Here is a 22,430-nt window from a genome sequence, read left to right as displayed (position 1 = left end):
CGCACCCTCGCCGGGCCGGCCCTAGGGCCGCTCTTACGGATCTTGCCGGGCGCGCGACGCCGGGCATCACGCCTGGACGCAGGAGAGGCCCCGGGCCCGCCGTGTCCCCCGGTCGAGCAGCATGCCGTGGGCGCGCGCGTGTGCCCTCTTGCGCCGCCCGGCCGTTCATTTATAAAATGTCACACCTCACCAAGGAGAAATGCTCGTGACCCACCCTCAGCACGACAGCACCCGTCCGTGGCGCGGCATCATGGTCGCCACCGCACTGCCGCTGCGCCCGGACCTCTCCGTCGACTACGACGCCTACGCCGAGCACGTCCGCCGTCTGATCGACGCGGGCTGCGACGGCGTGGTGCCCAACGGCTCGCTCGGCGAATACCAGACACTCACCGCCGAGGAACGCGCCAAGGTGGTCAGCACCGCGGTCGAGGCGGCCGGCGACGGGGCCCGGGTGATGCCGGGCGTGGCGGCCTACGGCAGTGCCGAGTCCCGCCGCTGGGCCGAGCAGGCCGCCGAGGCCGGGGCCGGCTCCGTGCTGCTGCTGCCGCCCAACGCCTACCGCGCGGACGCCGCCGCGGTGCGCGCCCACTACGCCGAGGTCGCCCGGGCCGGCCTGCCGGTGGTCGCGTACAACAACCCGATCGACACCAAGGTCGACCTGGTCCCCGAACTGCTGGCCGAACTGCACGCCGAGGGCAGCATCGTGGCCGTCAAGGAGTTCAGCGGCGACGTCCGGCGCGCCTACCAGATCGCCGAGCTGGCCCCGGGCCTCGACCTGCTGATCGGCGCGGACGACGTGCTGCTCGAACTCGCCCTCGCCGGGGCGGTGGGCTGGATCGCCGGCTACCCGAACGCGCTGCCCGACGCCTCGGTCGCCCTCTACCGGGCCGCCGTCGCGCACGACCTGGAGACCGCGCTGCCGCTCTACAAGGCGCTGCACCCGCTGCTGCGCTGGGACTCCAAGACCGAGTTCGTGCAGGCGATCAAGCTCTCGATGGACATCGCGGGACTGCCCGGCGGCCCGGTCCGCCCGCCGCGCGGCCCACTCACCGCGCAGGTCGAGGCAGCCGTGCGGGCCGCCACCGAGAAGGCGCTCGCCGAGGGCCTGAGCTGAACCGCCGCCGGTCGCCCAGGTCCTGCCCGGCCGATCTTGCCCGGCGTCGCGCGCCCGGCAAGATCGGCCGGACAGGACCTAGGTGGCGGCCGGCGCCCCACCCGTCCCCTGCCGCCAGCTGACGAAGGGTCACCCATGCGCACCCGGCACGTCTTCCACGCCGTCGACTCCCACACCGAGGGCATGCCCACCCGGGTGATCACCGGTGGCTTCGGCGTCATCCCCGGAGCCACGATGGCCGAGCGCCGGGTCCACTTCCAGCAGCAGCTGGACCACTTCCGCACCCTGCTGATGTACGAGCCGCGCGGCCACGCCTCGATGAGCGGCGCCATCCTGCAGCCGCCGACCCGGCCGGACGCCGACTACGGGGTGCTCTTCATCGAGGTCTCCGGCCTGCTGCCGATGTGCGGGCACGGCACCATCGGCGTGGCCACCGTGCTGGTGGAGACGGGCATGGTGCCGGTGGTCGAGCCGGTCACCACGGTGCGCCTGGACACCCCCGCCGGCCTGGTCACCGCCGAGGTGCGGGTGGAGAACGGCGCCGCCACCGCCGTGACCATCCGCAACGTGGCCTCCTACGCGGTGGCGCTCGACCAGAAGATCGAGGTCCCCGGCTGGGGGACCGTCGGCTACGACCTCGCCTACGGCGGCAACTTCTACGCGATCCTGCCGCTGGCCGCCTTCGGGCTGCCCTTCGAACGCGAGCGCAAGCAGGAGATGCTCGCCGCGGGACTGGCCCTGATGGACGCCATCAACGCCTCCGAGGCCCGTCCGGTGCACCCCGAGGACCCGTCCTTCCACAGCGTCCACCACGTCAACCTGCTGGCTCCCGGCTCCACCGCCGAGCACTCCCGGCACGCGATGGCGATCCACCCCGGCTGGTTCGACCGCTCGCCCTGCGGCACCGGCACCTCGGCCCGGATGGCGCAGTTGCACGCGCGTGGCGAGCTGCCGCTCGGGCAGGACTTCGTCAACGAGTCCTTCATCGGCACCCGCTTCGTCGGGCGACTGATCGAGGAGAGCACCGTCGCCGGTCACCCGGCCGTCATCCCGACCGTCACGGGGCGCGCCTGGGTGACCGGCACCGCCCAGTACTTCCTCGACCCCACCGACCCCTTCCCCGGAGGCTTCCTGCTGTGAGCGCCACCGTCAGCTCGTACAACCCCGCCGACCCCGCCGACCTGGTGATCGAGGTCGCGGCACCGGGCGCCTTCGCCGCTGCCGCCGCCGTCGAGCGCTCCCGGGCCGCCCAGCCCGGCTGGCTCGCGGCCGGCTCGGCCGCCCGTTCGGCCGCGCTCGGGCGGGCCGCCGACGCCGTCGAGCAGCACGCCGAGGAGCTCGCCGCGCTGGCCGTGCGCGAGGTGGGCAAGCCGCTCGGCGAGGCCCGCGGCGAGGTGGCCCGCACGGTGGCGATCCTGCGCTACTACGCGCAGGCGCCGTTCGCGGCCTCCGGCGCGGTGCACGAGACCGCCGCCGGCTCTGGCCTGCTGCTCACCCGGCGTCGCCCGTACGGGGTGGCCGGGCTGATCACGCCGTGGAACTTCCCGTTCGCCATCCCGGTCTGGAAGGCCGCGCCCGCGCTCGCCGTCGGCAACACCGTGGCGCTCAAGCCCGCGCCGGAGGCGACCGCCTGCGCGCTGCGGCTGGCCGAGCTGCTGGCGCTGCCCGAGGACGTGCTGATCGTGCTGCCGGGCGGCGCCGAGGAGGGCGCGGCCGTGGTCTCGGCCGCCGACGTCGTCTCCTTCACCGGCTCCACCGGCACCGGACAGGCCGTGATCCGCACCGCGACCGAGCGCTCGGTGCCGGTGCAGGCCGAGATGGGCGGGCTGAACGCGGCGATCGTGCTGCCGGACGCCGACATCGAGCAGGCCGCTGCCCAGCTGGCCTTCGCGATCGCCGGGTACGCGGGTCAGAAGTGCACCGCGACCAGCCGGGTGATCGCGGTGGGTGGCGCGCTGGAGCCGCTGCGGGCGGCGCTGGCGAAGGCGCTGGCGGCCGCCGGGGCGGACGGCGGACCGGTGATCTCCGCCACCGCCCGGCAGCGGTTGACCGCTGCGATCGCCACCGCCGTCGAGGGCGGCGCGGAGCTGCTGACGGGTGGTCAGCTGCCCGAGCGGGACGGTTGGTTCATCGAGCCGACGCTGCTGGCACAGGTCCCGGCCGGGCACCCGCTGCTGACCGAGGAGTTCTTCGGCCCGGTCGCCGTGTTGCTGGGCGCCGCCGATCTGGACGAGGCGATCGCGCTGGCCAACGCGACCCGGCACAACCTGGCCGCCTCCGTGCACACCCGCGAGCTGGACGTCGCGCTGGCCGCCGCGGACCGGCTGGACGCCGGCATGATCCGGATCAACGCGCCCTCCACCGGCGTCGACTTCCACCTGCCGTTCGGCGGCGCGAAGGCCGCCTCCTACGGGTCGCGCGAGCAGGGGCAGGCGGCGCTCGACTTCTACACCGCCAGCCGCACCGTCTCGCTGCTGCCGGCCGGCGGTGTCGGCTGATGGACCTGCGCGCGGTCGAGACGGTCGACTACCACACGGCGGGCGAGCCGTTCCGGATCGTGGTCGCCGGCCTGCCTGCGGTGCCGGGTGACTCGGTCGCCGAGCGCCGGGCGATCGCGCTCGGCGCGGGCCGCGGTGCCACCGATCCCCGGCCCGGCCCGCTGGACACCGTGCGGCAGCTGCTCACCCGCGAACCGCGCGGTCACGCCGGGATGTATGGCGGATTCCTGGTGCCGCCTGACGACAACGAAGCGCACCTGGGCGTGCTCTTCTTCCACAAGGACGGCTACTCCACCGCCTGCGGCCACGGCACCATCGCGCTGGGCGCCTGGGCGGTGGACAGCGGCCTGGTCCCGGCGCCCGACGACGGCACGGCCCGGGTCCGGATCGATGTGCCCTCCGGCCGGGTCACCGCACTGGTGCACCGCGAAGGCGGGCGCACCACGGCCGTCGCCTTCCGCAACGTGCCGACCCGGGTGCTGGCCCGCAAGCGCCCGGTGGCCACCTCGGTCGGGACGCTGGACGTCGACCTGGCCGACTCCGGCGCCGTCTACGCCTCGGTCGCCGTCGAGGCGGTGACGCCCGCCGAACTGCCCCGCCTGACCGAGCTCGGGCGCGAGATCCGGGCGGCGCTGCTCGGGGAGTACGACCTCTACGGCGTGATCCTGTACCAGGAACTGCCCGACACTCCGGCGGGCCCGCACCAGCGCAACGTCACCGTCTTCGCGGACGGCCAGATCGACCGCTCGCCCTGCGGTTCGGGCACCTCGGCGCGGCTCGCCCTGCTGGCCGAGGACGGGCGCCTCGGCCCGGACCAAGAGCTGCGCCACGAATCGATCGTCGGCACCGTCTTCACCGGCCGCCTGCTCGGCCACCGGGCCGGCGGGGTGCTCACCGAGGTCACCGGGCAGGCCCACCGCACGGGCCTGCACCGGTTCGTGCTGGACCCCGCCGACGCGCTCGGCACCGGGTTCCTGCTGTGATCGCCGAGCTGGCGGTCGACCTGACCTGCCGTCAGGCCTGTGAGGCGATCACCGCCGCGCTGCGGGCCGGGCTGGACGTGGAGGGCTGTCCGGCCCGCAGCAACATCGCCGTGCCCGGGGGTGAACTGCTGCTGATGCCAGCGGCGTTGGGTGGCTACGCCGGGGTCAAGATCGCTGGGGTGGCGCCGGCCAACCCCGGGCGCGGACTGCCCCGGATCACCGGCAGCTACCTGCTGCTGGACGGCGCCACCCTGGTCCCGGTCGCGCTGCTGGACGGCGCCGCGCTCACCGCGCTGCGCACACCTGCGGTGACCGCGGTGGCGGTCGACCGGCTGGCCGGGGCCGAGGCCGCGCACCTGGTGCTCTTCGGGGCCGGGCCGCAGGCCTACGGGCATCTGGACGCGTTGCGCGAGGTGCGGCCGCTGGAGCGGGTCACCGTGGTGGCCCGGCGGGCCGAGCCGGCCGAGCGGTTGGCCCGGTACGCCCGCGCGGCAGGGCTGGCGGCGGTGGTGGGGGAGGCGGACGCGGTAGCCGAGGCCGACCTGGTGGTCTGCTGCACCACCGCGAGCGAGCCGCTCTTTGCCGGTGCCCTGGTGCCGGACCACGCCGTGGTGGCGGCGGTCGGCTCGCACTCACCGACCGGGCGCGAGGTGGACACCGCGCTGGTGGCGCGGGCCGCCTGCTACGTGGAGGCGCGGGCGGTGGCCCGGCGGGAGGCCGGCGATCTGCTGCTGGCGGGGGAGGCGACCGCGCCCGAGCGGTGGACCAACCTGGGCGAGCTGGTCGCGGGGGAGGTGGTGCCGGGTGACCGGCCGCGCTTCTTCAAGAGCGTCGGGATGGCCTGGCAGGACCTCGCGGTCGCCGCCGAACTGCACCGGCGGTACGGGGCGTTGTGCTGACCCGGCTCAGGGTCGGCGCCCGGGCGGCCCAGGGTCACCCCGGGTCGTGCCTGGGCGCGCTGAAGGTCGTGCTCGCAGAAGTGACCGGACCGTTCCCGTGACCCACCGTCAGGGGGCATGATGGTTCGGCCCACCTACGGGCCAGCCAAAACGTGACATTGTACGCTGGTGCTCCGCACCTTTCGGAGGACCGCAGTGACCGAGCCCAAGCCCCGCCCCCTCATCTCCGTCCAGGAGCGTCTGCGCGACCAGGTCGCGCACGCGCTGCGGGCCGCGCTGATCTCCGGTGAACTGCGCCCCGGCGTGGTGTACTCCGCCCCCGCGCTGGCCGCCGACTTCGGCGTCTCGGCCACTCCGGTCCGCGAGGCGATGCTCGACCTGGCCCGCGAGGGCCTGGTCGAGGCGGTGCGCAACAAGGGCTTCCGGGTCACCGAGATGACCGAGCACGATCTGGACGACTTCACCGAGATCCGCGCGCTGATCGAGGTCCCCACGGTGGGCCGGGTCACCCGCAGCGCCACCAAGGAGCAGCTGGAGGCGCTGCGCCCGGTGGCCCAGGAGATCGTCGCCGCCGCCCGTCAGCACGACCTGATCGGCTACCTGGAGGCGGACCGCCGCTTCCACCTCACCCTGCTCGGCCTGGCCGGCAACGCCCACCTGGTCGAGGTGGTCGGCGACCTGCGCAAGCGCTCCCGCCTCTACGGCCTGACCCGGCTCGACCAGCGCGGCGAACTCGTCTCCTCCGCCGAGGAGCATGTGGAACTGCTCGACCTGATGCTGGCCGGCGACGCGCCGGCCGCAGAGGCCTGCATGGCCCGCCACCTGGGCCACATCCGCTCGCTCTGGGCCGAGGGCCAGGGGGAGAACGAGGAGGAGAAGCCGGCCCTGCGACTCGGGCTGCGGTAGGTGCGGGTGGCGGCGGGCCGCGGGCCGCGGGGTGAGGCCGGGCGGGGACGGACTCGTTCGGGTGAACGAGCAGGCTTCGCTTCCGGTGGGTGCGGGCGGCCTACGATGACGGCATCGATGCCTGGCCCCGACCGGAGGTCGCCGATGTCTGCCGCTGCTGCGGAGCACCCGCTTCACCAGCCGTCGCTGATTGAGCTGGCTGAGTAGTTCCATCGGGATCACGAGGGCTATCGCGTCGAGATCCTCGGGAACCAGCTCATCGTGACGCCGCCCGCCGACGGCTCACACGCCGAATCACTGACTGACCTCATGCTGCTGCTCGCGGCAGCCGGCTTGCATGCTGAGCAGGCACGAGTGCTGCACGCCATCGGACTCTGGCTCCCGGACGGTCCGTCGGGCTACGCCATCCCTGATCTCGTGGTCGTCGACGCGGACTACCGAGATCACCTGGCCGAATACGGCTGCTGCGAGCCCGCCGTCTTCCGACTCGTGGTCGAGGTCACGTCGGCCGACTACCGTATGGATCTCATGGCCAAGCCCACGGTCTACGCCGGCGCCGGCATTCCCCTCTACGTGATCGTCGACTGGAAGAACCGCCGCGTGCGCGTGCTCACCGACCCGCAGGACGGCGAGTACCGCGTCCACGCCGTCCACCACCCCGGGCAGTCCTTCGAGCTCCCCGAGTCGATCGGTGCGCTCGTGAAGCTCGACGTGGACAGCGTCCTGGGCCCTGAGGCCTGACCACCCGGACTCTCACTGACCGACCGTCAGTCGCCCGTCTGCCATCTCCAGCACCCGGTCCACGCCGCCCAGCAGCGCGCGGTCGTGCGTGACCATGACCGTCGCCGTCCTGTGCACTCGGGTGACCTCGGCCAGTAGGTCCACGATCTGCGCGCCGCGCTCGTGGTCCAGGGCGGAGGTGGGCTCGTCCACCAGCAGGACCGAGGGCTCACCGAAGAGGGCGCGGGCGATGTTGACGCGTTGGCGTTCGCCGCCGGAGAGCTGGTGGGGACGGCGGCGCTGCTTGGCGGGGTCGAGGCCGACGGAAGCGAGGAGCTCCTCGGCGCGGGAGCGGGCCCGGGCCGGGCGCTCGCCGCGCAGGTCGGCGAGGACCAGCAACTGCTCGGCCGCGGTGAGGGAGGCGAGCAGGTTGGACTGCTGGAAGACGATGCCGAGGTGGTCGCGGCGCAGGGTGGTGCGGGCCCGGTCGGAGAGGGTGCCCGCGTCCTGACCGGCGAGCAGGACCTGGCCGCGGTCGGGGCGCAGCAGGGTGGCGGCGACCGCGAGCAGGCTGGACTTGCCGGAGCCGGAGGGGCCGACGACCGCCGTGAACTCGCCCGGCGCGACCTCCAAGGAGACCTCGTCCAGGGCGGTCAGGCGCTGCTCGCCGTCGGGGTAGGTGAGGGTGACGTCGCGCAGGGCCAGGCCGGTGCGGGTCCGCGGGGCGGCGAGGGTGGAGGGCATCAGTTGCTTCCTCATCGGTTGGCGCCGAGGGCGGCGATCGGGTCGACGGCGGTGATCCGGCGCACGGCGAGCACGGCGCCCAGCAGGCCCAGCAGGACCATGGCGACCACGGGTACCGCGATGCTGGCCAGGCTCAGGTCGAAGGGCACTCCGGCCGAGGCGACCGCCCCGCCGATCGCGCCCGCCGCGCCGCCGAGCAGGGCTCCGGCCAGCAGCACCACGGCGGCCTGGGCGAGGGCGTCCCGGACCAGGTAGGCGCTGCTCGCGCCGACTGCCTTGAGCACCGCGATGTCGGGCTTGCGCTGGATCGTCCAGACGGTGAAGAAGGCGCCGACCACCAGGGCGCTGACCGCGAACAGGAAGCCCTGGATGAGCTGCAGGCTGCCCTGCTCGGCCGCGTAGCCGTCGATGCCCGTCAGTGCGTCGTCGACCGTGACGGCCTTGGTGTTCTGGGCCTGATCGAGGGCGCTGAGGTCGGCGCCCGTGCCGGTGGTGATCGCGAGTGCGGTGGGTCGGCTCTGGCCGCTGAGCGCCTGCCAGGTGGGCAGCGTGGTCCAGACGGTGGGCGCGTGGGCGTAGGAGCGCGGCTCGGTGATCGCGCTGACGGTCAGCGTCTTAGGCCCTATCCGAACCTGCTGACCCACGGTCAGGTGGTTCTGGGCGGCGGTGTCGGCTCCCACGGCGACCTGTTCGTCGTTCGGGGCGGCGCCCGAGCGGAGCGTCGGCAGCAGCCCGCCGGGGACGCCGAGCACGCTGACCGAGGCGGCCGGGCCGTCGGAGGTCAGGCGGGTCATCGACAGGCCGAACGGCTCGACCGCGGAGATGCCCGGGCCCGCGGACCAGCCGGCCTGTTGCTCGGCCGAGACGGTGCTGGAGCTGAACGAGACGGTCGGCGCGGCACCGGCGGGCGCGCCGAAGACGATCCGGTCGGCCGGCAACCCGGCGACCGTGGAGGAGGCCGCGGCGGCCAGCCCGCCGGTCAGTCCGTAGAGGAAGACCACCAGGGTGGTGATCAGCGTGACCGCCGCGCCCATCAGGGCGAAGCGGCCGCTGGCGAAGCGGATGTCCCGCAGGGCGACGAACACGACTACCTTCTTCGGTGGTGGTTGGTGGTTGGTGGTTGGTGGTTAGTGGCTGGTGGTTAGTGGCTGGTCGGTGGCTGGTTGGTGGCTGGTGCTGACGGGCGACGGTTGGCATCGGCCGGCTGCCGACGTCTCCAACTCTGGCGATCGGCGCCCTGCTTGCCATCGCCGAGAGGAGCGGCTTGCGGGCCGTTCGCTCGATGGAGGCGGGAATCCATCGAACGGTTGATGCCGCAGGGCATGGCCAGGCGCACCGATGCCCGTACTCTCGGAAGGCGTGAACCGCCTCAACCACCCAGGCCGCGCCGACCGGGACCGTGCGAACGGTCGTGCCGACGCCGGCCGCCCCGCCCCCGTCCTCGCCGGACACGCCGCCAGCACGCCTGCCCTGCGGACGATGAACCTTGCCCTGCACGGGCTCTTCTTCGTCCTGCTGGCAGTGCTGCTGCTGCGCGGTCTCCTGGCCGGTGAGCTGAGCCACGGCGGCCCGGGCCCGGCCGGTCTGCTCCTCGCGATCGCGCTCGGCGCCGCCTACGCGCTCGGTGGCCGGGTTCAGCGGGTGCGTACCGACCGGCGCTGGGCCGGTGGTTGGCTGGCCGCCGTGGTGGTGCTCTGGACGGCGCTCACCCTGCTGCATCCCGAGTTCTGCTATCTCGCCTTCCCGCTCTACTTCGTCTGCCTGCACCTGCTGCCGGTGCGCTGGGCGGTGCCCGCCGTGCTCGGGCTGACCGGCATCGTGGTGGCCGCCCAGGCCGGCACCGAGGGCGGTCTCAGCACGGCGAAGGTGCTCGGCCCGCTGGCCGGCGCCGCGGTCGCGCTGCTCACCGCCTACGGGTACGCGGCGCTCTACCGGGAGAGCCGCGCCCGCCAGCGCCTGATCGAGGACCTGGTGCGCACCGAGAGCAAACTGGTGGCCAGCCAGCGCGCGGCCGGACGGTTGGCGGAGCGCCAGCGGCTGGCCCGGGAGATCCACGACACCCTTGCGCAGGGTCTGTCCAGCATCGTGATGCTGGCCCGCGCGGCGGAGGCGGCGCTGCCCGCCGATCCGCAGGCCGCCGCCGAGCGGATCGGCGAGGTGGGCCGCACCGCCTCCGAGAACCTCGCCGAGGCCCGCCGCTTCGTCCGGGCGCTGACCCCGCCGGCACTGGACGACGCCACCCTCGCCGAGGCACTGCGCCGGCTCTCGGCCGGGCGCGGCGCCGTCTTCCATCTGGACGGCGAGCCCTACCCGCTGCCGGTGGAGGCCGAGGTCGCCCTGCTGCGGCTCACCCAGGAGGCGCTGGCCAACGCGGTGCGCCACGCCGCAGCGGGCCGGATCGCGGTGACTCTCAGCTACCTGGACGACGAGGTGACGCTCGACGTGTTCGACGATGGCGTGGGCTTCGACCCGCTCGAGCTGGCCGATCCGACCGGCACCGGCGGCTTCGGCCTGCACGGGATGCGCGAGCGGATCGCCGCCCTCGGCGGCAGCCTCACGGTCGAGTCCGCCCTGGGCGAGGGTACGGCGGTGGCGGTCTCGCTGCCGCTGGGCGAGCTCCCGGCGGACGGCCTCGACACGGACAGCCTCGGCATCGACGGCTTCGGCACTGCCGAGTTCGGCCCGGACGAGATCGGCCTGGACGGCGTCGGACCGGGCAACATCGGCCTGGACGACGTCGACCTGGACAGCCTCGGCACATACGGCTTCGGCTGGGGCAGGCCCAACCGGCAGAAGTACGCGCCGGCCGCGTTCATCACCTCCGGGGTGATCGTCGGCCCGCTCAGCCCCGACCACAGTGCGGAGGGCGGGCGATGATCCGGGTCCTGCTGGTCGATGACCATCCCGTGGTGCGCCGTGGCCTGCGCGCGATGGTGGACGAACTCCCCGAGCTGTCAGCGGTCGGCGAGGCCGGCGACGGCGCCGAGGCGCTGCGCCTGCTGGCGGCCCTGCCCGGGCCCGAGCGGCCCGATGTGGTGCTGATGGACCTTCAGATGGGCGCCGGCATGCACGGCGTCGAGGCGACCCGGCAGATCAACGCGCTGCCCGACCCGCCCGCCGTGCTGATCCTGACCACCTACAGCACCGATGCCGACATCCTGGCCGCGGTCGAGGCCGGCGCGACCGGTTACCTGCTCAAGGACGCGCCGCCCCAGGAGCTGGTCGCCGCCGTCCAGGCTGCTTCGCGGGGCGAGACGGTGCTGGCTCCTCCGGTGGCGGCTCGGCTGCTCGGGCGAGTCCGGGCCGGCCGGCCCACCCTGTCACCGCGGGAGGCCGAGATCCTCCAGCTGCTCGCCGAGGGGCTGGCGAACCGTCAGATCTCCAAACGCCTCTTCATCAGCGAGGCCACCGTCAAGACCCATCTGGTCCACATCTACGAGAAGCTCGGCGTCGACAGCCGCACCTCCGCGATCGCGGCCGGCCTCAGCAGCGGCCTGATCCGGGCCGGCTAGTACTGCAGCTGTAACGGGGTGGGCGCTGGGCGCCGGACCGCGGGGCGGCCCTCGCCGGGCCGGCCCGCGCCCGGGTGACCGCGCCGTCCAGCAGGCCGGCGCTCCCGACAGCCGCTACGCGTGATCGGCCATGCCGGGTTGCGCCCCGCTCAGTGGCGGGTGAAGCGCAGGCTGAGGGTGACCGTGGTGAGGCCCTTGAGCATTCCACCCTTGTTCCAGCCCATGCCGAAGTCGACACGGTCGACGGCGACCTCGCCGGTGAGCGTGACATCCGTGGGAGTCGCTGCGGCGGCCTGGGCGGTGAACTCCAGCGGGCGGGTCGTGCCGAGCACGGTGAGGTGGCCGGTGACCTGGGCGATTCCGGCGTTGTCCGCCGTGACGCTGTCGGCGGTGAAGGTGAACGTCGGGTGATTGTCGACGTCGAAGAAGTCGGCGGAGCGCAGGTGGACATCGCGCTTGGCGTTCTTGGTGTCGATTGAGGCGGCGTCGACGGTCAGCGTGCCGTGCGCGGAGCGGTCGGGCAGCAGCTCGCCCTCGCCGCTGAGCTTGGTGAAGGCGCCCTTCACGTTGACCAGGCCCCACATCGCCTTGTGCTGGATGCGGACCGAGGAAGCGGCTGGGTCGAGGTGCCAGGCGCCGACGCTCAGATCGGCGGCCGGGAGCGGAGAGGACTGGGAAGTGGGGTTCGCCATGGCGATCACGCCTTCAGGAGGTGACATTTTGCTTGTAGCTATCAATAGCATATCTCCTTACTTTTCCGCAGCCTATAGCCACTCCCAGAATCACTCCCGGAGCCACTCCCAGAGTCACCTCCACAGCGGTGGGGGCCGCCGCACGTAGCGACGGCCCCACCCCCTTCCTCCTGAACCGCCCAGTGAGCCGGTTCAGTAGCCGGTCAGTCGAAGATCTGGAACTCGGAGATCTGCCCGGCCGGCCAGCCGGTGTTCGCGGTGAAGTTGAGCCGCAGGTAGCGGTCGTCGGTTCCGCTTGGCAGCGTGATGCCGACGGAGTTTCCGGTCGCCGGATCGAAGGTGTAGTTGGCGGAGCCGACCAGCGTCGTCCAGGTGTTGCCGTCGGTGGAGCCCAGCACGCTCAGGGTCTGGGTGCGGGCGGCCCAGGCGGTGGACGGCGGCAGGTCAAGGGTGATCGAGCCGAGCTGCTGGCTCGTGCCCAGGTCCGCCTGGAGCCACTGCGGGAAGGCGTTGTCGGTGCTCTCCCAGTAGCTGCTGGTGTTGCCGTCGTTGGTGTTGGACGGCACGTAGGTCTGGGTGTAGCCGCTGGCGGTCATGGTCGCGCCCAGCGCCAGGTTGGTGGTCGAGGACGGGTTCCCGCTCCCGGTCAGGCCGATGGTGAGCGGGCTGTTGCCCGCGCTGCCGTTGACCGTGACGCTGCCCGTGCGGGTGCCGGTGGCGGTCGGCGTGAAGGTGACGCTGACCGTGCAGGACGCGCTCGGTGCGATCGAGGCGCCGCAGGTGTTGCTCTGCGCGAAGTCACCGGTGGCGGTGATGCCGGAGACGGTGGCGGCCGCGGTGCCGGTGTTGCTGACCGTGACGGTCTGCGCGCCGCTGCCGGTGCCGACCGTCTGTCCGCCGAAGGCCAGCGAGCTCGGGTTGGCCGCCAGCGTGGCCGAGTTGGTGCCGCCGCCGCTCGGGAACACCTCGAAGTCGGAGAGCTGACCGGCGGCCCATCCGGTGTTCGCCGTGATGTTCGCCCGCACGTAGCGGGCCGTGGTGGCGTTGAAGGTGATGGTCACCGTGTTGTTGTTGGCGTTCGGGTCGAAGGTGTACCCGGCCGAGCCGACGATCGTCGAGAAGGTGGAGCCGTCCGTCGAACCCAGCAGCGACAGGGTCTGGGTGCGGGTGGCCCAAGCGGTGGACGGCGGCAGCTTGAGGACGACCTTGCCGATCCGGAAGCTCTGGCCGAGGTCGACCTGGGCCCACTGCGGGAACGAGCCGTTCTGGCTCTCCCAGTAGGTCGACGGATCCGGGTCGGTGAGGTTGGCGGCGACGTAGGGGCTGTTCGCCGAACTCGCCGCAGCCGGCCGGCCGGCCGCGATGTCGGTGCTGCTGTCGATGCCGCTGCCGGTCAGCGCGACGGTGGTCGGGCTGTTGTTCGCGCTGCCGGTGATGGTCAGACTGCCGGTGCGCGAGCCGCCCGCGGTGGGGGTGAAGGTGACGTTCACGGTGCAGGACGCACCCACCGCGACGGTCGAGCAGTTGTTGGTCTGGCTGAAGTCACCGGTCGCCGCGACGCCGGAGACGCTCGCCGAGGTGGTGCCCGAGTTGGTCACCGTCACGGCCTGGGCGGCGGTCGAGGAGCCGACCACGGTGCCGGCGAACGACAGGCTCGCCGGGGCGGCGTTCAGCACCGGGCCGGGCGCGGTGCCGGTGCCGGAGAGGCTGACGGTGTCGGTGTTCCCACCGGCGTTGACGGTCAGGGTGCCGCTGCGGGCGCCCGTCGCGGTCGGCGTGAAGGTCACGTTGACCGTGCACGAGCCGTTCGCCGCGATGCTGGAGCCGCAGGTGTTGCGCTGCGCGAAGTCGCCGCTGGTGGCGATCGAGGCGACGGCGGCGGCCGAACCAGTCGGGTTGCTGACCGTCACGCTCTGCGCGGCGCCGGTCGAACCGGTCGCCACCGAGCCGAAGTTGAGCGCGCCAGGGGTGGCGGTCACGCCGGTGGCCGGGTAGGGCGGGTAGACCGGGGCGGGCCACGGGCCGCAGAGCGGCGTGCCGCTGATGCCCGAGTTTCCGCCGCCGTCGGTGACCGTGAAGTTCCCGCCCTCGCAGTTGTAGACCGGCGAGGACGCGCCCACGCCGCTCGCGGTGACGTTGCTGAAGCTCGCCGCGCCCCCGGTCTGCTCCTGCAGCGCGAAGGTTCCGGTGCCGGCGATGGTCACGTTGTCGAGCGAGACCCCGCTGATGGTGCCCTCGACCCACTGCACGGCCTCGTACGGGCTCTGCTCGATCAGCGCGTTGCTCACGTTGATCGGTCCGGTGATCGACCCCTGGCTGCCGTCGAACCAGAGCGCGCCGACGCCGAACTGCCAGTTCGGGTCGAGGTCGCCGTCCCGGATCAGGGTGTTGTTCGAGATGGTGGTGGTGCCGACCGGGGTGGACGTGAAGCGCTGCCCGACCTGGATGCCGCCGCCCTGGGTGATCCCGCTGTCCTGGACCAGGTTGCCGGTGACGGTGTTGTCGTGGCCGCCGTAGATCGCGATCCCGTTGGCGAGCATCTGCAACTGCACCGTGTTGTTGGAGATGGTGTCGTTGGCGTCGGCGCCGATGCTGGAGTCCGCCCAGGTGGCGATGCCGTCGTCACCGGTGTTGCGGATATCGCTGTTGGTGACGGTGGAGTTGGTGACGCCGCCGTGGAAGTTGATGCCGTCCGCGGTGGTGTCGCGGATCCGCATGCCGCTGAAGGTCAGCTTGTCCATCGGCCCGTCCATCCAGGCGCCGACCTTGTCGTGCTCGATCCACAGGTTCGAGACGGTCGAGGCGCTCAACGCGCCGCCGATGCCGTTGACCTGGGCGCCGTCGTTGCGGTCCTGGACGTTGCCGAAGATCGCGAAGTTCTGCAGGTGCACGTTGCTGCTCGGCGAGGGCGCCGAGTTGCCGTAGAAGCCGGGGGCCGAACCGGTGACGGTCGAGTACCACATGCCGGCGCCCGCGATCGTCACGTTGTTCACGCTGATGTGGCCCGGGATGTTGAACGTGCCCGGCGGGATCCACACCGTGCCGCCGGCGCCGGCCGCGCTGATCGCCGCGTTGAACGCGCTGGTCGCGTCGTTCACGCCGGTCGCGTCGGCGCCCTCGCTGGTCACCGAGACCGAGCCCGCGGGCTGTGTCAGGGCCGGGCCGACCTGCTCGAAGTCGGCGAAGTCGATCGTGTAGGAGGACGCGGTGTCCCCCGGGTCGACCTGGAGCTTGAAGGTGGTGCCGGCCGGATAGCTGGTCGGGAGCAGGCGGTGCGTCTCGTCGAAGAAGTGGTGCGGGTTGCTGCCGGGGGTGTTGGTGAACGGGTAGCCGCCGTAGAACCAGCTGTAGGCGTTGGTCAGGGTGAAGTCGCTCTGTTTGGTGCCGTTGATGTAGAGCGACAGCGGCGCGGTGTAGACCGACCCGTCCGAGGTGTCCGGGATGCTGTACCGGAAGTCGATCGAGTTGGTCGCCACCGGTGTGGTGAACGAGACGTACTGGCCGCTGCCCTGCAGCGTCACGGCCTTGCGCCCCGACGCCTCGTCGGCGAGCTGGCCCTGGGTGTAACTCGGGCCGATGACAGTGCCGTTGGTGGCGGAGTTCTCGGCCTGCACCTCGACGTACGGCAGGCTTGCGCCGCTGCCTCCGGTGGCCGTGGCGGCGGCGGTGCTCGTGGCGGCGGCGGTGGTCGTGGAGGCGGTGGTGGTGGCCCAGGCCGGCTGGTTCGCCACCGCCAGGACGCCGGTGGCGGCCAGCAGCGTGGTGACGACCGCCGGGGCGAGCGCTCGTCTCAGGTCTCGGGTCAGGTTCCTGATGGGGTGGAACATCTCTTGCTCCATTCAGCATGGACATGCCAGTGAGCGCGGTCGGCACCACCGCCGGGCGAGCGGGGCGGGATGTGGTGGGGTGGGGGAGTGGGGCGGGGAATGCGCCTCGCTGGGTCCGTGCGTGGCAGAGCGGCGAGGTGGTCCGCGGGCTTGGGTGAGCGGGCGGACATGGTGCCGACGCGAGGGGAACCGTAACTGCTCTGACACGTGCGTGCAATATCTAGACGCAAGACTGTCGAATCGCGACGTTCACTTGCAAGATCTGAAGTGGGCCGAGTCAGCCCGCCGGCCGTTTTCCCCGCCAAATGCGGCAGATCGCTTGCGGCAAGCGGTGCTGGATTTTTGCAAGAAGAAGCAAGCGGGTTGCGGTGGATGCCCTAGGCTGGTCGCCATGACACGACGACTTGCCGAGGTGGCCAAGAAGGTCGGGGTGAGTGAGGCGACGGTCAGCCGGGTGCTCAACGGCAAACCCGGCGTCTCCGAGCAGACCCGTGGCGCGGTGCTGACCGCCTTGGACGTGCTCGGCTACGAGCGTCCGACCCAACTGCGCGGCGAACGCTCGCGGCTGGTCGGGCTGGTGCTGCCGGAGCTGCAGAACCCGATCTTCCCCGCCTTCGCCGAGGTGGTCAGCGGTGCGCTGGCGCAGCAGGGCTTCACCCCGGTGCTCTGCACGCAGACCGCGGGCGGCGTCTCCGAGGCCGACTACGTCGAACTGCTGCTCCAGCAGCAGGTATCGGGCGTGGTCTTCTTCGGTGGGCTCTACGCGCAGGCCGAATCCGTGCACGAGCACTACGAGTTGCTCTCCCAGCGAGGCCTGCCGACCGTGCTGATGAACGCCGCGATCCCGGAACTCGGCTTCCCGCAGGTCAGTTGCGACGACGCGGTGGCGGTCGAGCAGGCGGTCGGGCACCTGGTCTCGCTCGGGCACCGGCGGATCGGCCTGGTGCTCGGCCCGCCCGATCACATGCCCTCACGGCGCAAGCTGGCGGCCGCGGGGCCGGCCCTCGGCCGGGCCGGGCTGGAGCTCGGCGAGGCTGACGTCGAGCACGCGCTGTTCTCGCTGGAGGGCGGTCAGGCCGCCGCGGCGCGGCTGCTCGGGCGCGGCGTCACCGCCATCGTCTGCGCCTCCGACCCGCTGGCCCTGGGCGCCGTGCGGGCGGCTCGCCGCCGCGGGATGGACGTGCCGGGCGACGTGTCGATCGTCGGCTACGACGACTCGTCCTTCATGACCTGCACGGATCCGCCGCTGACCACGATCCGGCAACCCATCGAGGCGATGGGGCGCGCGGCGGTCGGGCTGCTGATCGGCGAGTTGGCCGGCGCTAAGGTCACCCACGACGAGCTGCTCTTCGAGCCGGAGCTGGTCGTGCGCGGCTCGACCGGACCGGCGCCCAAGTAGTGCTGCCGGGCTCGCCGTTCGGTCGGCTCTGCGCGCGATGAGGCGAGGTGCGAGAGGGCGAGGCGAGGTGCGGTGAGGGCCGGATCCGGCACGGGTCCGGCCCTTCTGTGGGAACTGCTGGCCGGGTGGCCCGGCCTGACCGTACGTCAGGCCGGGCCACCCGGAGTGTGGGGCGGGGTGGCGGTCAGTGCTTGGCGGCCGTCGAGGTCACGCAGGCGTTGGCCGAGTTGGACCAGAGGCCCTGCAGGTCGAAGCTGCCGGTGCTCAGCTTGACGAAGGCGTCCATGTTCTCGCACTCGTCGCCGATTTCACCGTTGGTGCCGTTCCAGCCGATGCTGGGCCAGAAGTCGGTCACCGTCTCCGCGTACTCGTGCGTCTCGGTCGACTCGATGCCGGACAGCGCGCGGCCGTCGGTCAGCGTGGTGCAGCCGTCGACGCCGGTGTCCGGGACGTAGGGCATGTTGGTGTAGGCGATCTTGCCGTACGACGCCGAGGTGGTGAAGTCGTGCCAGGCGCAGAAGCCGCTGCTCGGGAAGCCGTCCGGGTGCATGCCGGTGTCGGAGAGGATCACGTACTGGGCGTTCAGGTTCGGCGCCTGGGTCTTGTTGCCGAAGTGCCCGGCGGCCTTGACCGCTTCGGCGGCCAGCTGCGCGGCGGTGGCGCTGGTCGGCTCGGCGGCCGCGTTGTCGAACCAGACGCCGGCCAGCGGGGAACTGGTCGGGTGCTGGACGTGGGTGCCCTTGGTGCCGCAGGTGCTGGTGCCCTTCGCGACGCCTTCGCAGTACTGGTCGAGGATGGTGCCCCAGGTGTCCTGGCTGCCGTAGAGGCCCTTGAACATGGCCTGCATGTCGGGCGCCACTCCGGCCGGGTCGCTCTTCGACCACTGCGAACCCCAGAAGACCAGGTAGACCTTCGGAGTCGGCGAGACCACGCCCTGGGTGCCGTTGGAGTCGACCGACAGGGTGTTGGTGGAGGTCGCCGTCGCCGCCTGGGCGTGCGCGCCCGGGTGCAGCGGCTTGACGCCGAAGTGGCTGACGCCGGCCGAGGCCGGACCCGCGAATCCGAGGGTGGCCGTGGCGAGTGCGGCGGCGCCGAGGGCGGCGCCGGCGGCGGCGAGGGAGCGGATGGGCATGGGGAGTCCTTCCCGAAGGTGGGGGTCGCGCGGGAATCGGAGGACCTACGTGGTGCCGCGCGCAACCCAACCAGCTGCTTCGCGAACCGTCCATACCTCGGACATGACAAGTCGACAGATTTTACGGAGACGTCATCGATCAGCGGGACGATCTGCTGACGAAACGGCCCGCATCAGCAGAATCTGATGCGGGCCGTTCAGTGCCCCTGGGGGCGACTCGGTGGGTTGATCAGCAGACCGGGATCAGCACGGTCAGCGTGAACCGGTGCGGGGCCGGGTTGCCCGGCGCCAGCTGAGTGACCGTCACCGGGATGCTGGTCCCCGGCGTCGCGTGCGGGTCCACCTGGAGCGCGAAGCCCCGGTTGACGTTGGCCCAGGTGTTGAGCACGTCGTCGTCGCAGGTCGCCGTGGTGCCGTCGGCCGAGATCGCGCACGGCCGGTAGTCGGGCGCGCTGCTCAGGAACTTCGAGCCGGCCGGCAGCGTCGCCACCACCTTGCCCGGCACCGGATAGCCGCTGGAGGGGCCGAGGTTGCGCTCCAGCACCTCGAAGTCGGCCGGGTTGCCGGGGGCGGCGGGCTTGGGGGGACGGACCAGTTCCAGCACCGCGTTGTTCACCGGGGCCGAGGTGTCGAAGCTCCAGGTGGTGGAGTTGTCGTTCGGGTTCTGGCTCGGGTCCCAGGTCACCACGGCGGTGCCGCCGGGGTAGCCGGCCGGCCCCGGCGTGGTGCTGATCGTGTTGGCGAAGATCGTGTCGGTCTCGCAGCTGGCCGGCTTCAGGTTCTGCGCGACCGGGAAGCGGGTCCAGTTCCAGCCGCCGTCGACCGGTCCCGACTGGAACGGGCCGGGGACCAGCGTGAGCCCCGGATTGGCCGGGCCGTTGACGACCAGCGTCGCGGAGGTGGGGGTCTCGGTGCCGTTGTTGCAGATGGTCACCAGCACCTTCCCGACCGCGCCGGGGGCGGTCGGGAAGGACGGCGGGCTGACCTGCACGCTGAGGTCCTTGGCGAACGTCGAGCGGTGGCCGGCGGTGGTGGTGGCGCCGCGCAGGGCCGGGCCGTGGCTCGCGCCGTGCAGTCGGGGGACGGCGGCGGCCGCAGCCGTCTGGGCGAGGGGGAGCGGCAGCAGCAGGGCAGCCGTGAGGAGGGCGGGGATCCGCATCGGGGTACTCCGGTGGGAGGGTGGTGGGTGAACGTCGTCGTTCGATCACGAAGTTATGCACGGCCGCCACGGGTCGGCCTGGGGAGTTACTCCGCTCGGCCCCAGGGCCTGTCGAAGGCGTCTCGGACGACGATCACTGCCGCCGTACAGTGGAGCCGTGTTCACTCTCGACGAGCTGGCCCTGCCGATCATCGCCGCCCCGATGGCCGGCGGCGCCTCCACCCCCGAACTGGTCGCCGCCGTGAACGCCGCCGGCGGGCTCGGCTACCTGGCCGCCGGCTACCGGACGGCGGCTGCCATGGCCGAGCAGATCGCCCGCACCCGCGAGTTGACGGACCGCCCGTTCGGCGTGAATCTCTTCGTGCCGACCGCCACCGACCCGGCCGAGCTCGCCGCGCTGCCCGCCTACCGTGCCGAACTGCTGCCCGAGGCCGAGCGCTGGGACGTCACGTTGCCCGAGCGGATCGCGCCGGACGACGAGGACTGGGCGGCCAAGATCGCCGCGCTGCTCGCCGACCCGGTCCCGGTGGTCTCCTACACCTTCGGCCTGCCGACTCGTCAGGAGGCGGGCGCACTGCGGGCGGCCGGCACGGCTCAGGTGGCCACCGTGACCAGCGTGGCCGAGGCCCGGGTGGCGGCCGAACTGGGCCTGGACGGGCTCTGCGTGCAGGGTCCCGAGGCCGGTGGGCACCGCGGCACGCACACCGTCAAGGCCGAGCGGGGCACCGAGCCGTTGCGCGACCTGCCCCTGCTCGACCTGCTGGCGCGGGTCCGGGTCACCGCCGACCTGCCGCTGATCGCGGCCGGCGGGCTCGGCGACGGCCCCCGGATCGCCGCGGCGCTCGCCACCGGCGCCGCCGCCGTCCAGCTCGGGACCGCCTACCTGCTCACCGACGAGGCCGGCACCTCCGCCCCGCACCGCGCCGCCCTCGCCGATCCCGCCTTCACCGAGACCGTCCGCACCCGCGCCTTCACCGGCCGGGTGGCCCGAGGCCTGCGGAACTCCTTCACCGACCGTCACGCCGACCAGGCCCCGCACGCCTACCCCGAGGTGCACCACCTCACCGCCCCGCTGCGCGCCGCGGCCACCGGGCGCGGGGACACGCAGACCATGCACCTGTGGGCCGGCACGGCGTTCCGCCAGGCGCGGCCCGGTGGCGCGGGGGAGCTGACGGCGCGGCTCTGGCGGGACGCGCGGCACTGATCGGTCGCGGCTGTGGTCGCAGCGATCGTCCCAACCCCTTGTGAACTCTCGATCTTCATGGAAGGGTTGGACCCGCTGTGCAGCACGCACACACATCAGACAGAGGATTGAAGTCCATGGTCTCGGCGCCCTTCAGCGGCCGCCGTCGGTACTGAGCGGTCTGCCTTCCCGGCAGCATCGCCTCGATCGGTACCACGCCCGTCTTCGCACGGCGGCCCCACGTGCGGTGCCTTCGGCACCGCTTTCGACAAGCAGGCGCAGCTCAACGGAGCGCGCTTCACCATGTCATCAACGTGAGGTCATCATCATCGTGGACACCAATGTCCAGAGCTTTGCCGTCGCCAACCTCCGCCGCCGCCCCGTGGTCATCGAGACCGCAGGCTTCGTCGCGGGGTTCGACCCCAGCACCACCAGCCCGTTCATCAACTACGCGACGCCGCTGCCCGGCGCCGAGCCGACCGCGCGGGACGTCGCGGCGCTGATCGCGGCCTTCCGCGAACGTGGTCTCAAGCCGCGCCTGGAGTTCGCCCCCGACGCCGCGCCGGCCGTGGAACCCGCCTTGCGCGCAGCCGGTTTCAGCACTGAGGCGGTGCACGAGTACCTGGTCTGCACCCCGGCCACGCTGGCCGTCCCGCCGGCCGGTCCAGGCGCGCCCCTGGTGGAGACCCCGGCCACCGACGAGGACTACACCGCGGTCGACGCCGCCCTGTCCGAGGCCTTCGCGGGCGAGTTCACCTCCTCGCCCGAGGGCGCGGCCCGCCTGCGCCGCACCCAGGAGATGGGCGGCGCGGTCCGCTTCGTCCGTTCCCCCGACGGCGGTTGCGCGGGTGGCGCGATGACCTCCGCACCGGCTGTCGGCACCTCGGAACTCGCCGGAGTCGGTACCCGCCCCGCCCACCGTGGTCGGGGCATCGCCGCCCGCGTCACGGCTGCCCTGGCCGAGACGATGTTCGCGGCCGGGGCGGAGTCGGTGTGGCTGGAGTACTCGGGCGAGGGCTCGCAGCGGGTGTACGAGCGGGTCGGGTTCCGGCCGCAGGGGACGCGGCTGTACGTCTCGTTGGAGGGCTGAACCGTGGGTCGGGCTGCCGAGCGCGATCGGCGGCCCCACCCACGGTCACCTCGCCGGGGGAACGTGGGCCGCTTTCACCGTGGCGGTCGCCGCCGGGGCGTTCGGGCAGGGGTAGCGGGGCGCGAGGCCGGGCGGCCTCCGGTTCCTGGCGGCCTCAGTCGGCCACGCCGGCCTGGGCGTTGACCCGCTCGATCCGCACCCGCACCACCAGCTCACCCGGCACGCCGTTGCGCGCGCCGTACTCCTCGGCGCGGTCCTCGCCCATGTAGCGGGCGGCGATCCTGGTCGCCCAGGAACGCAACTCGGGCAGCTCCTCGCTCAGTTCCGCGCGGCCCTCGATCAGCACGAAGGCGAAGGGCGGCTGCTCGTCGTCCACACAGATCGCCACCCGGGGGTCGCGGGCGAGGTTGCGGCCCTTGACGGTGGAGCGGCCGGTGTTGAAGACGATCTCGTCCCCGTCGAGCAGGAACCAGATCGGCGCCACGTGCGGGCGCCCGTCGGCCCGCACGGTGGAGAGCTTGGCGGTGCGGGTGCCGGAGCTGAGGAAGGCGCGCCAGGCGTCCTCGGTCATG

18 protein-coding genes and 1 pseudogene are annotated in these 22,430 nt (G+C 72.5%); 12 read left to right on the top strand and 7 right to left on the bottom strand.

The window, feature by feature from the left end:
- The first annotated feature begins 250 nt into the window (after positions 1–250).
- From P3T41_RS09445 to P3T41_RS09415, 7 genes and pseudogenes are all read left to right on the top strand, one after another.
- Positions 251–1,114 carry a dihydrodipicolinate synthase family protein gene (locus P3T41_RS09445; protein WP_280689271.1) on the top strand — a complete coding sequence of 288 codons (864 nt, stop codon included), beginning with the start codon at positions 251–253 and terminating at the stop codon, positions 1,112–1,114.
- 135 nt (positions 1,115–1,249) lie between these two features.
- Positions 1,250–2,254, top strand: coding sequence for a proline racemase family protein (locus tag P3T41_RS09440; RefSeq protein ID WP_280689186.1), 1,005 nt, complete (start codon positions 1,250–1,252; stop codon positions 2,252–2,254).
- Positions 2,251–3,612 carry an aldehyde dehydrogenase family protein gene (locus P3T41_RS09435; RefSeq protein WP_280689185.1) on the top strand — a complete coding sequence of 454 codons (1,362 nt, stop codon included), beginning with the start codon at positions 2,251–2,253 and terminating at the stop codon, positions 3,610–3,612. The genes P3T41_RS09440 and P3T41_RS09435 overlap by 4 nt, the downstream gene beginning before the upstream one ends.
- On the top strand, positions 3,612–4,595 hold the full coding sequence (locus P3T41_RS09430) for a proline racemase family protein (RefSeq protein WP_280689184.1): 984 nt from the start codon (positions 3,612–3,614) through the stop codon (positions 4,593–4,595). The genes P3T41_RS09435 and P3T41_RS09430 overlap by 1 nt, the downstream gene beginning before the upstream one ends.
- Positions 4,592–5,494 (top strand): ornithine cyclodeaminase family protein, encoded by a 903-nt coding sequence (locus tag P3T41_RS09425; protein WP_348533634.1) that lies wholly within the window; start codon positions 4,592–4,594, stop codon positions 5,492–5,494. Before P3T41_RS09430 ends, P3T41_RS09425 begins: the two co-directional genes overlap by 4 nt.
- A gap of 195 nt (positions 5,495–5,689) precedes the next feature.
- Positions 5,690–6,400, top strand: coding sequence for a GntR family transcriptional regulator (locus P3T41_RS09420; protein WP_280689183.1), 711 nt, complete (start codon positions 5,690–5,692; stop codon positions 6,398–6,400).
- A 228-nt stretch (positions 6,401–6,628) separates the two neighbouring features.
- Positions 6,629–7,141, top strand: a pseudogene (locus P3T41_RS09415) (Uma2 family endonuclease); the annotation flags it as partial.
- A gap of 12 nt (positions 7,142–7,153) precedes the next feature.
- Here P3T41_RS09415 and P3T41_RS09410 read toward each other — a convergent pair.
- Positions 7,154–7,864, bottom strand: a complete 711-nt coding sequence (locus tag P3T41_RS09410) for an ABC transporter ATP-binding protein (RefSeq protein ID WP_280689182.1) — start codon at positions 7,862–7,864, stop codon at positions 7,154–7,156.
- 11 nt (positions 7,865–7,875) lie between these two features.
- Positions 7,876–8,949, bottom strand: a complete 1,074-nt coding sequence (locus P3T41_RS09405) for an ABC transporter permease (RefSeq protein WP_280689181.1) — start codon at positions 8,947–8,949, stop codon at positions 7,876–7,878.
- Between the two features lie 274 nt (positions 8,950–9,223).
- Here P3T41_RS09405 and P3T41_RS09400 point away from each other — a divergent pair, with 274 nt between their 5' ends.
- Together P3T41_RS09400 and P3T41_RS09395 are read left to right on the top strand one after the other, a co-directional pair.
- Entirely contained in the window at positions 9,224–10,741 is a 1,518-nt protein-coding gene (locus tag P3T41_RS09400; protein ID WP_280689180.1) for a sensor histidine kinase, read from the top strand.
- Complete coding sequence (locus P3T41_RS09395) at positions 10,738–11,376, top strand: response regulator transcription factor (protein ID WP_280689179.1); 639 nt, start codon at positions 10,738–10,740, stop codon at positions 11,374–11,376. Before P3T41_RS09400 ends, P3T41_RS09395 begins: the two co-directional genes overlap by 4 nt.
- A gap of 149 nt (positions 11,377–11,525) precedes the next feature.
- Here P3T41_RS09395 and P3T41_RS09390 read toward each other — a convergent pair whose 3' ends face one another.
- Complete coding sequence (locus tag P3T41_RS09390) at positions 11,526–12,068, bottom strand: YceI family protein (protein WP_280689178.1); 543 nt, start codon at positions 12,066–12,068, stop codon at positions 11,526–11,528.
- A gap of 203 nt (positions 12,069–12,271) precedes the next feature.
- Positions 12,272–15,895, bottom strand: a complete 3,624-nt coding sequence (locus P3T41_RS09385) for a choice-of-anchor D domain-containing protein (RefSeq protein WP_280689177.1) — start codon at positions 15,893–15,895, stop codon at positions 12,272–12,274.
- Between the two features lie 391 nt (positions 15,896–16,286).
- Between P3T41_RS09385 and P3T41_RS09380 the strand changes: the two genes are divergently transcribed.
- Complete coding sequence (locus tag P3T41_RS09380; protein WP_280689176.1) at positions 16,287–17,294, top strand: LacI family DNA-binding transcriptional regulator; 1,008 nt, start codon at positions 16,287–16,289, stop codon at positions 17,292–17,294.
- Positions 17,295–17,478: 184 nt separating this feature from the next.
- On the opposite strand, the gene P3T41_RS09375 is transcribed toward P3T41_RS09380, so the two are convergent.
- Positions 17,479–18,426, bottom strand: a complete 948-nt coding sequence (locus tag P3T41_RS09375; protein WP_280689175.1) for a hypothetical protein — start codon at positions 18,424–18,426, stop codon at positions 17,479–17,481.
- Positions 18,427–18,655: 229 nt separating this feature from the next.
- Positions 18,656–19,585, bottom strand: coding sequence for a hypothetical protein (locus P3T41_RS09370; protein ID WP_280689174.1), 930 nt, complete (start codon positions 19,583–19,585; stop codon positions 18,656–18,658).
- 157 nt (positions 19,586–19,742) lie between these two features.
- Between P3T41_RS09370 and P3T41_RS09365 the strand changes: the two genes are divergently transcribed.
- Both P3T41_RS09365 and P3T41_RS09360 read left to right on the top strand, forming a co-directional pair.
- The gene (locus P3T41_RS09365) at positions 19,743–20,789 is read left to right on the top strand and encodes a nitronate monooxygenase (RefSeq protein WP_280689173.1); all 1,047 of its coding nucleotides are present in this window, start codon (positions 19,743–19,745) and stop codon (positions 20,787–20,789) included.
- A gap of 310 nt (positions 20,790–21,099) precedes the next feature.
- A complete protein-coding gene (locus P3T41_RS09360) occupies positions 21,100–21,858 on the top strand; it encodes a GNAT family N-acetyltransferase (RefSeq protein ID WP_280689172.1) in 759 nt (252 codons plus the stop codon).
- Positions 21,859–22,012: 154 nt separating this feature from the next.
- On the opposite strand, the gene P3T41_RS09355 is transcribed toward P3T41_RS09360, so the two are convergent.
- Positions 22,013–22,429 carry a PPOX class F420-dependent oxidoreductase gene (locus P3T41_RS09355; protein ID WP_280689269.1) on the bottom strand — a complete coding sequence of 139 codons (417 nt, stop codon included), beginning with the start codon at positions 22,427–22,429 and terminating at the stop codon, positions 22,013–22,015.
- Position 22,430 lies beyond the last annotated feature (1 nt).

The organism is Kitasatospora sp. GAS204B (assembly GCF_029892155.1).
Classification (GTDB): Bacteria; Actinomycetota; Actinomycetes; order Streptomycetales; family Streptomycetaceae; genus Kitasatospora.
This window is presented reverse-complemented; position numbering and strand designations above follow the sequence as displayed.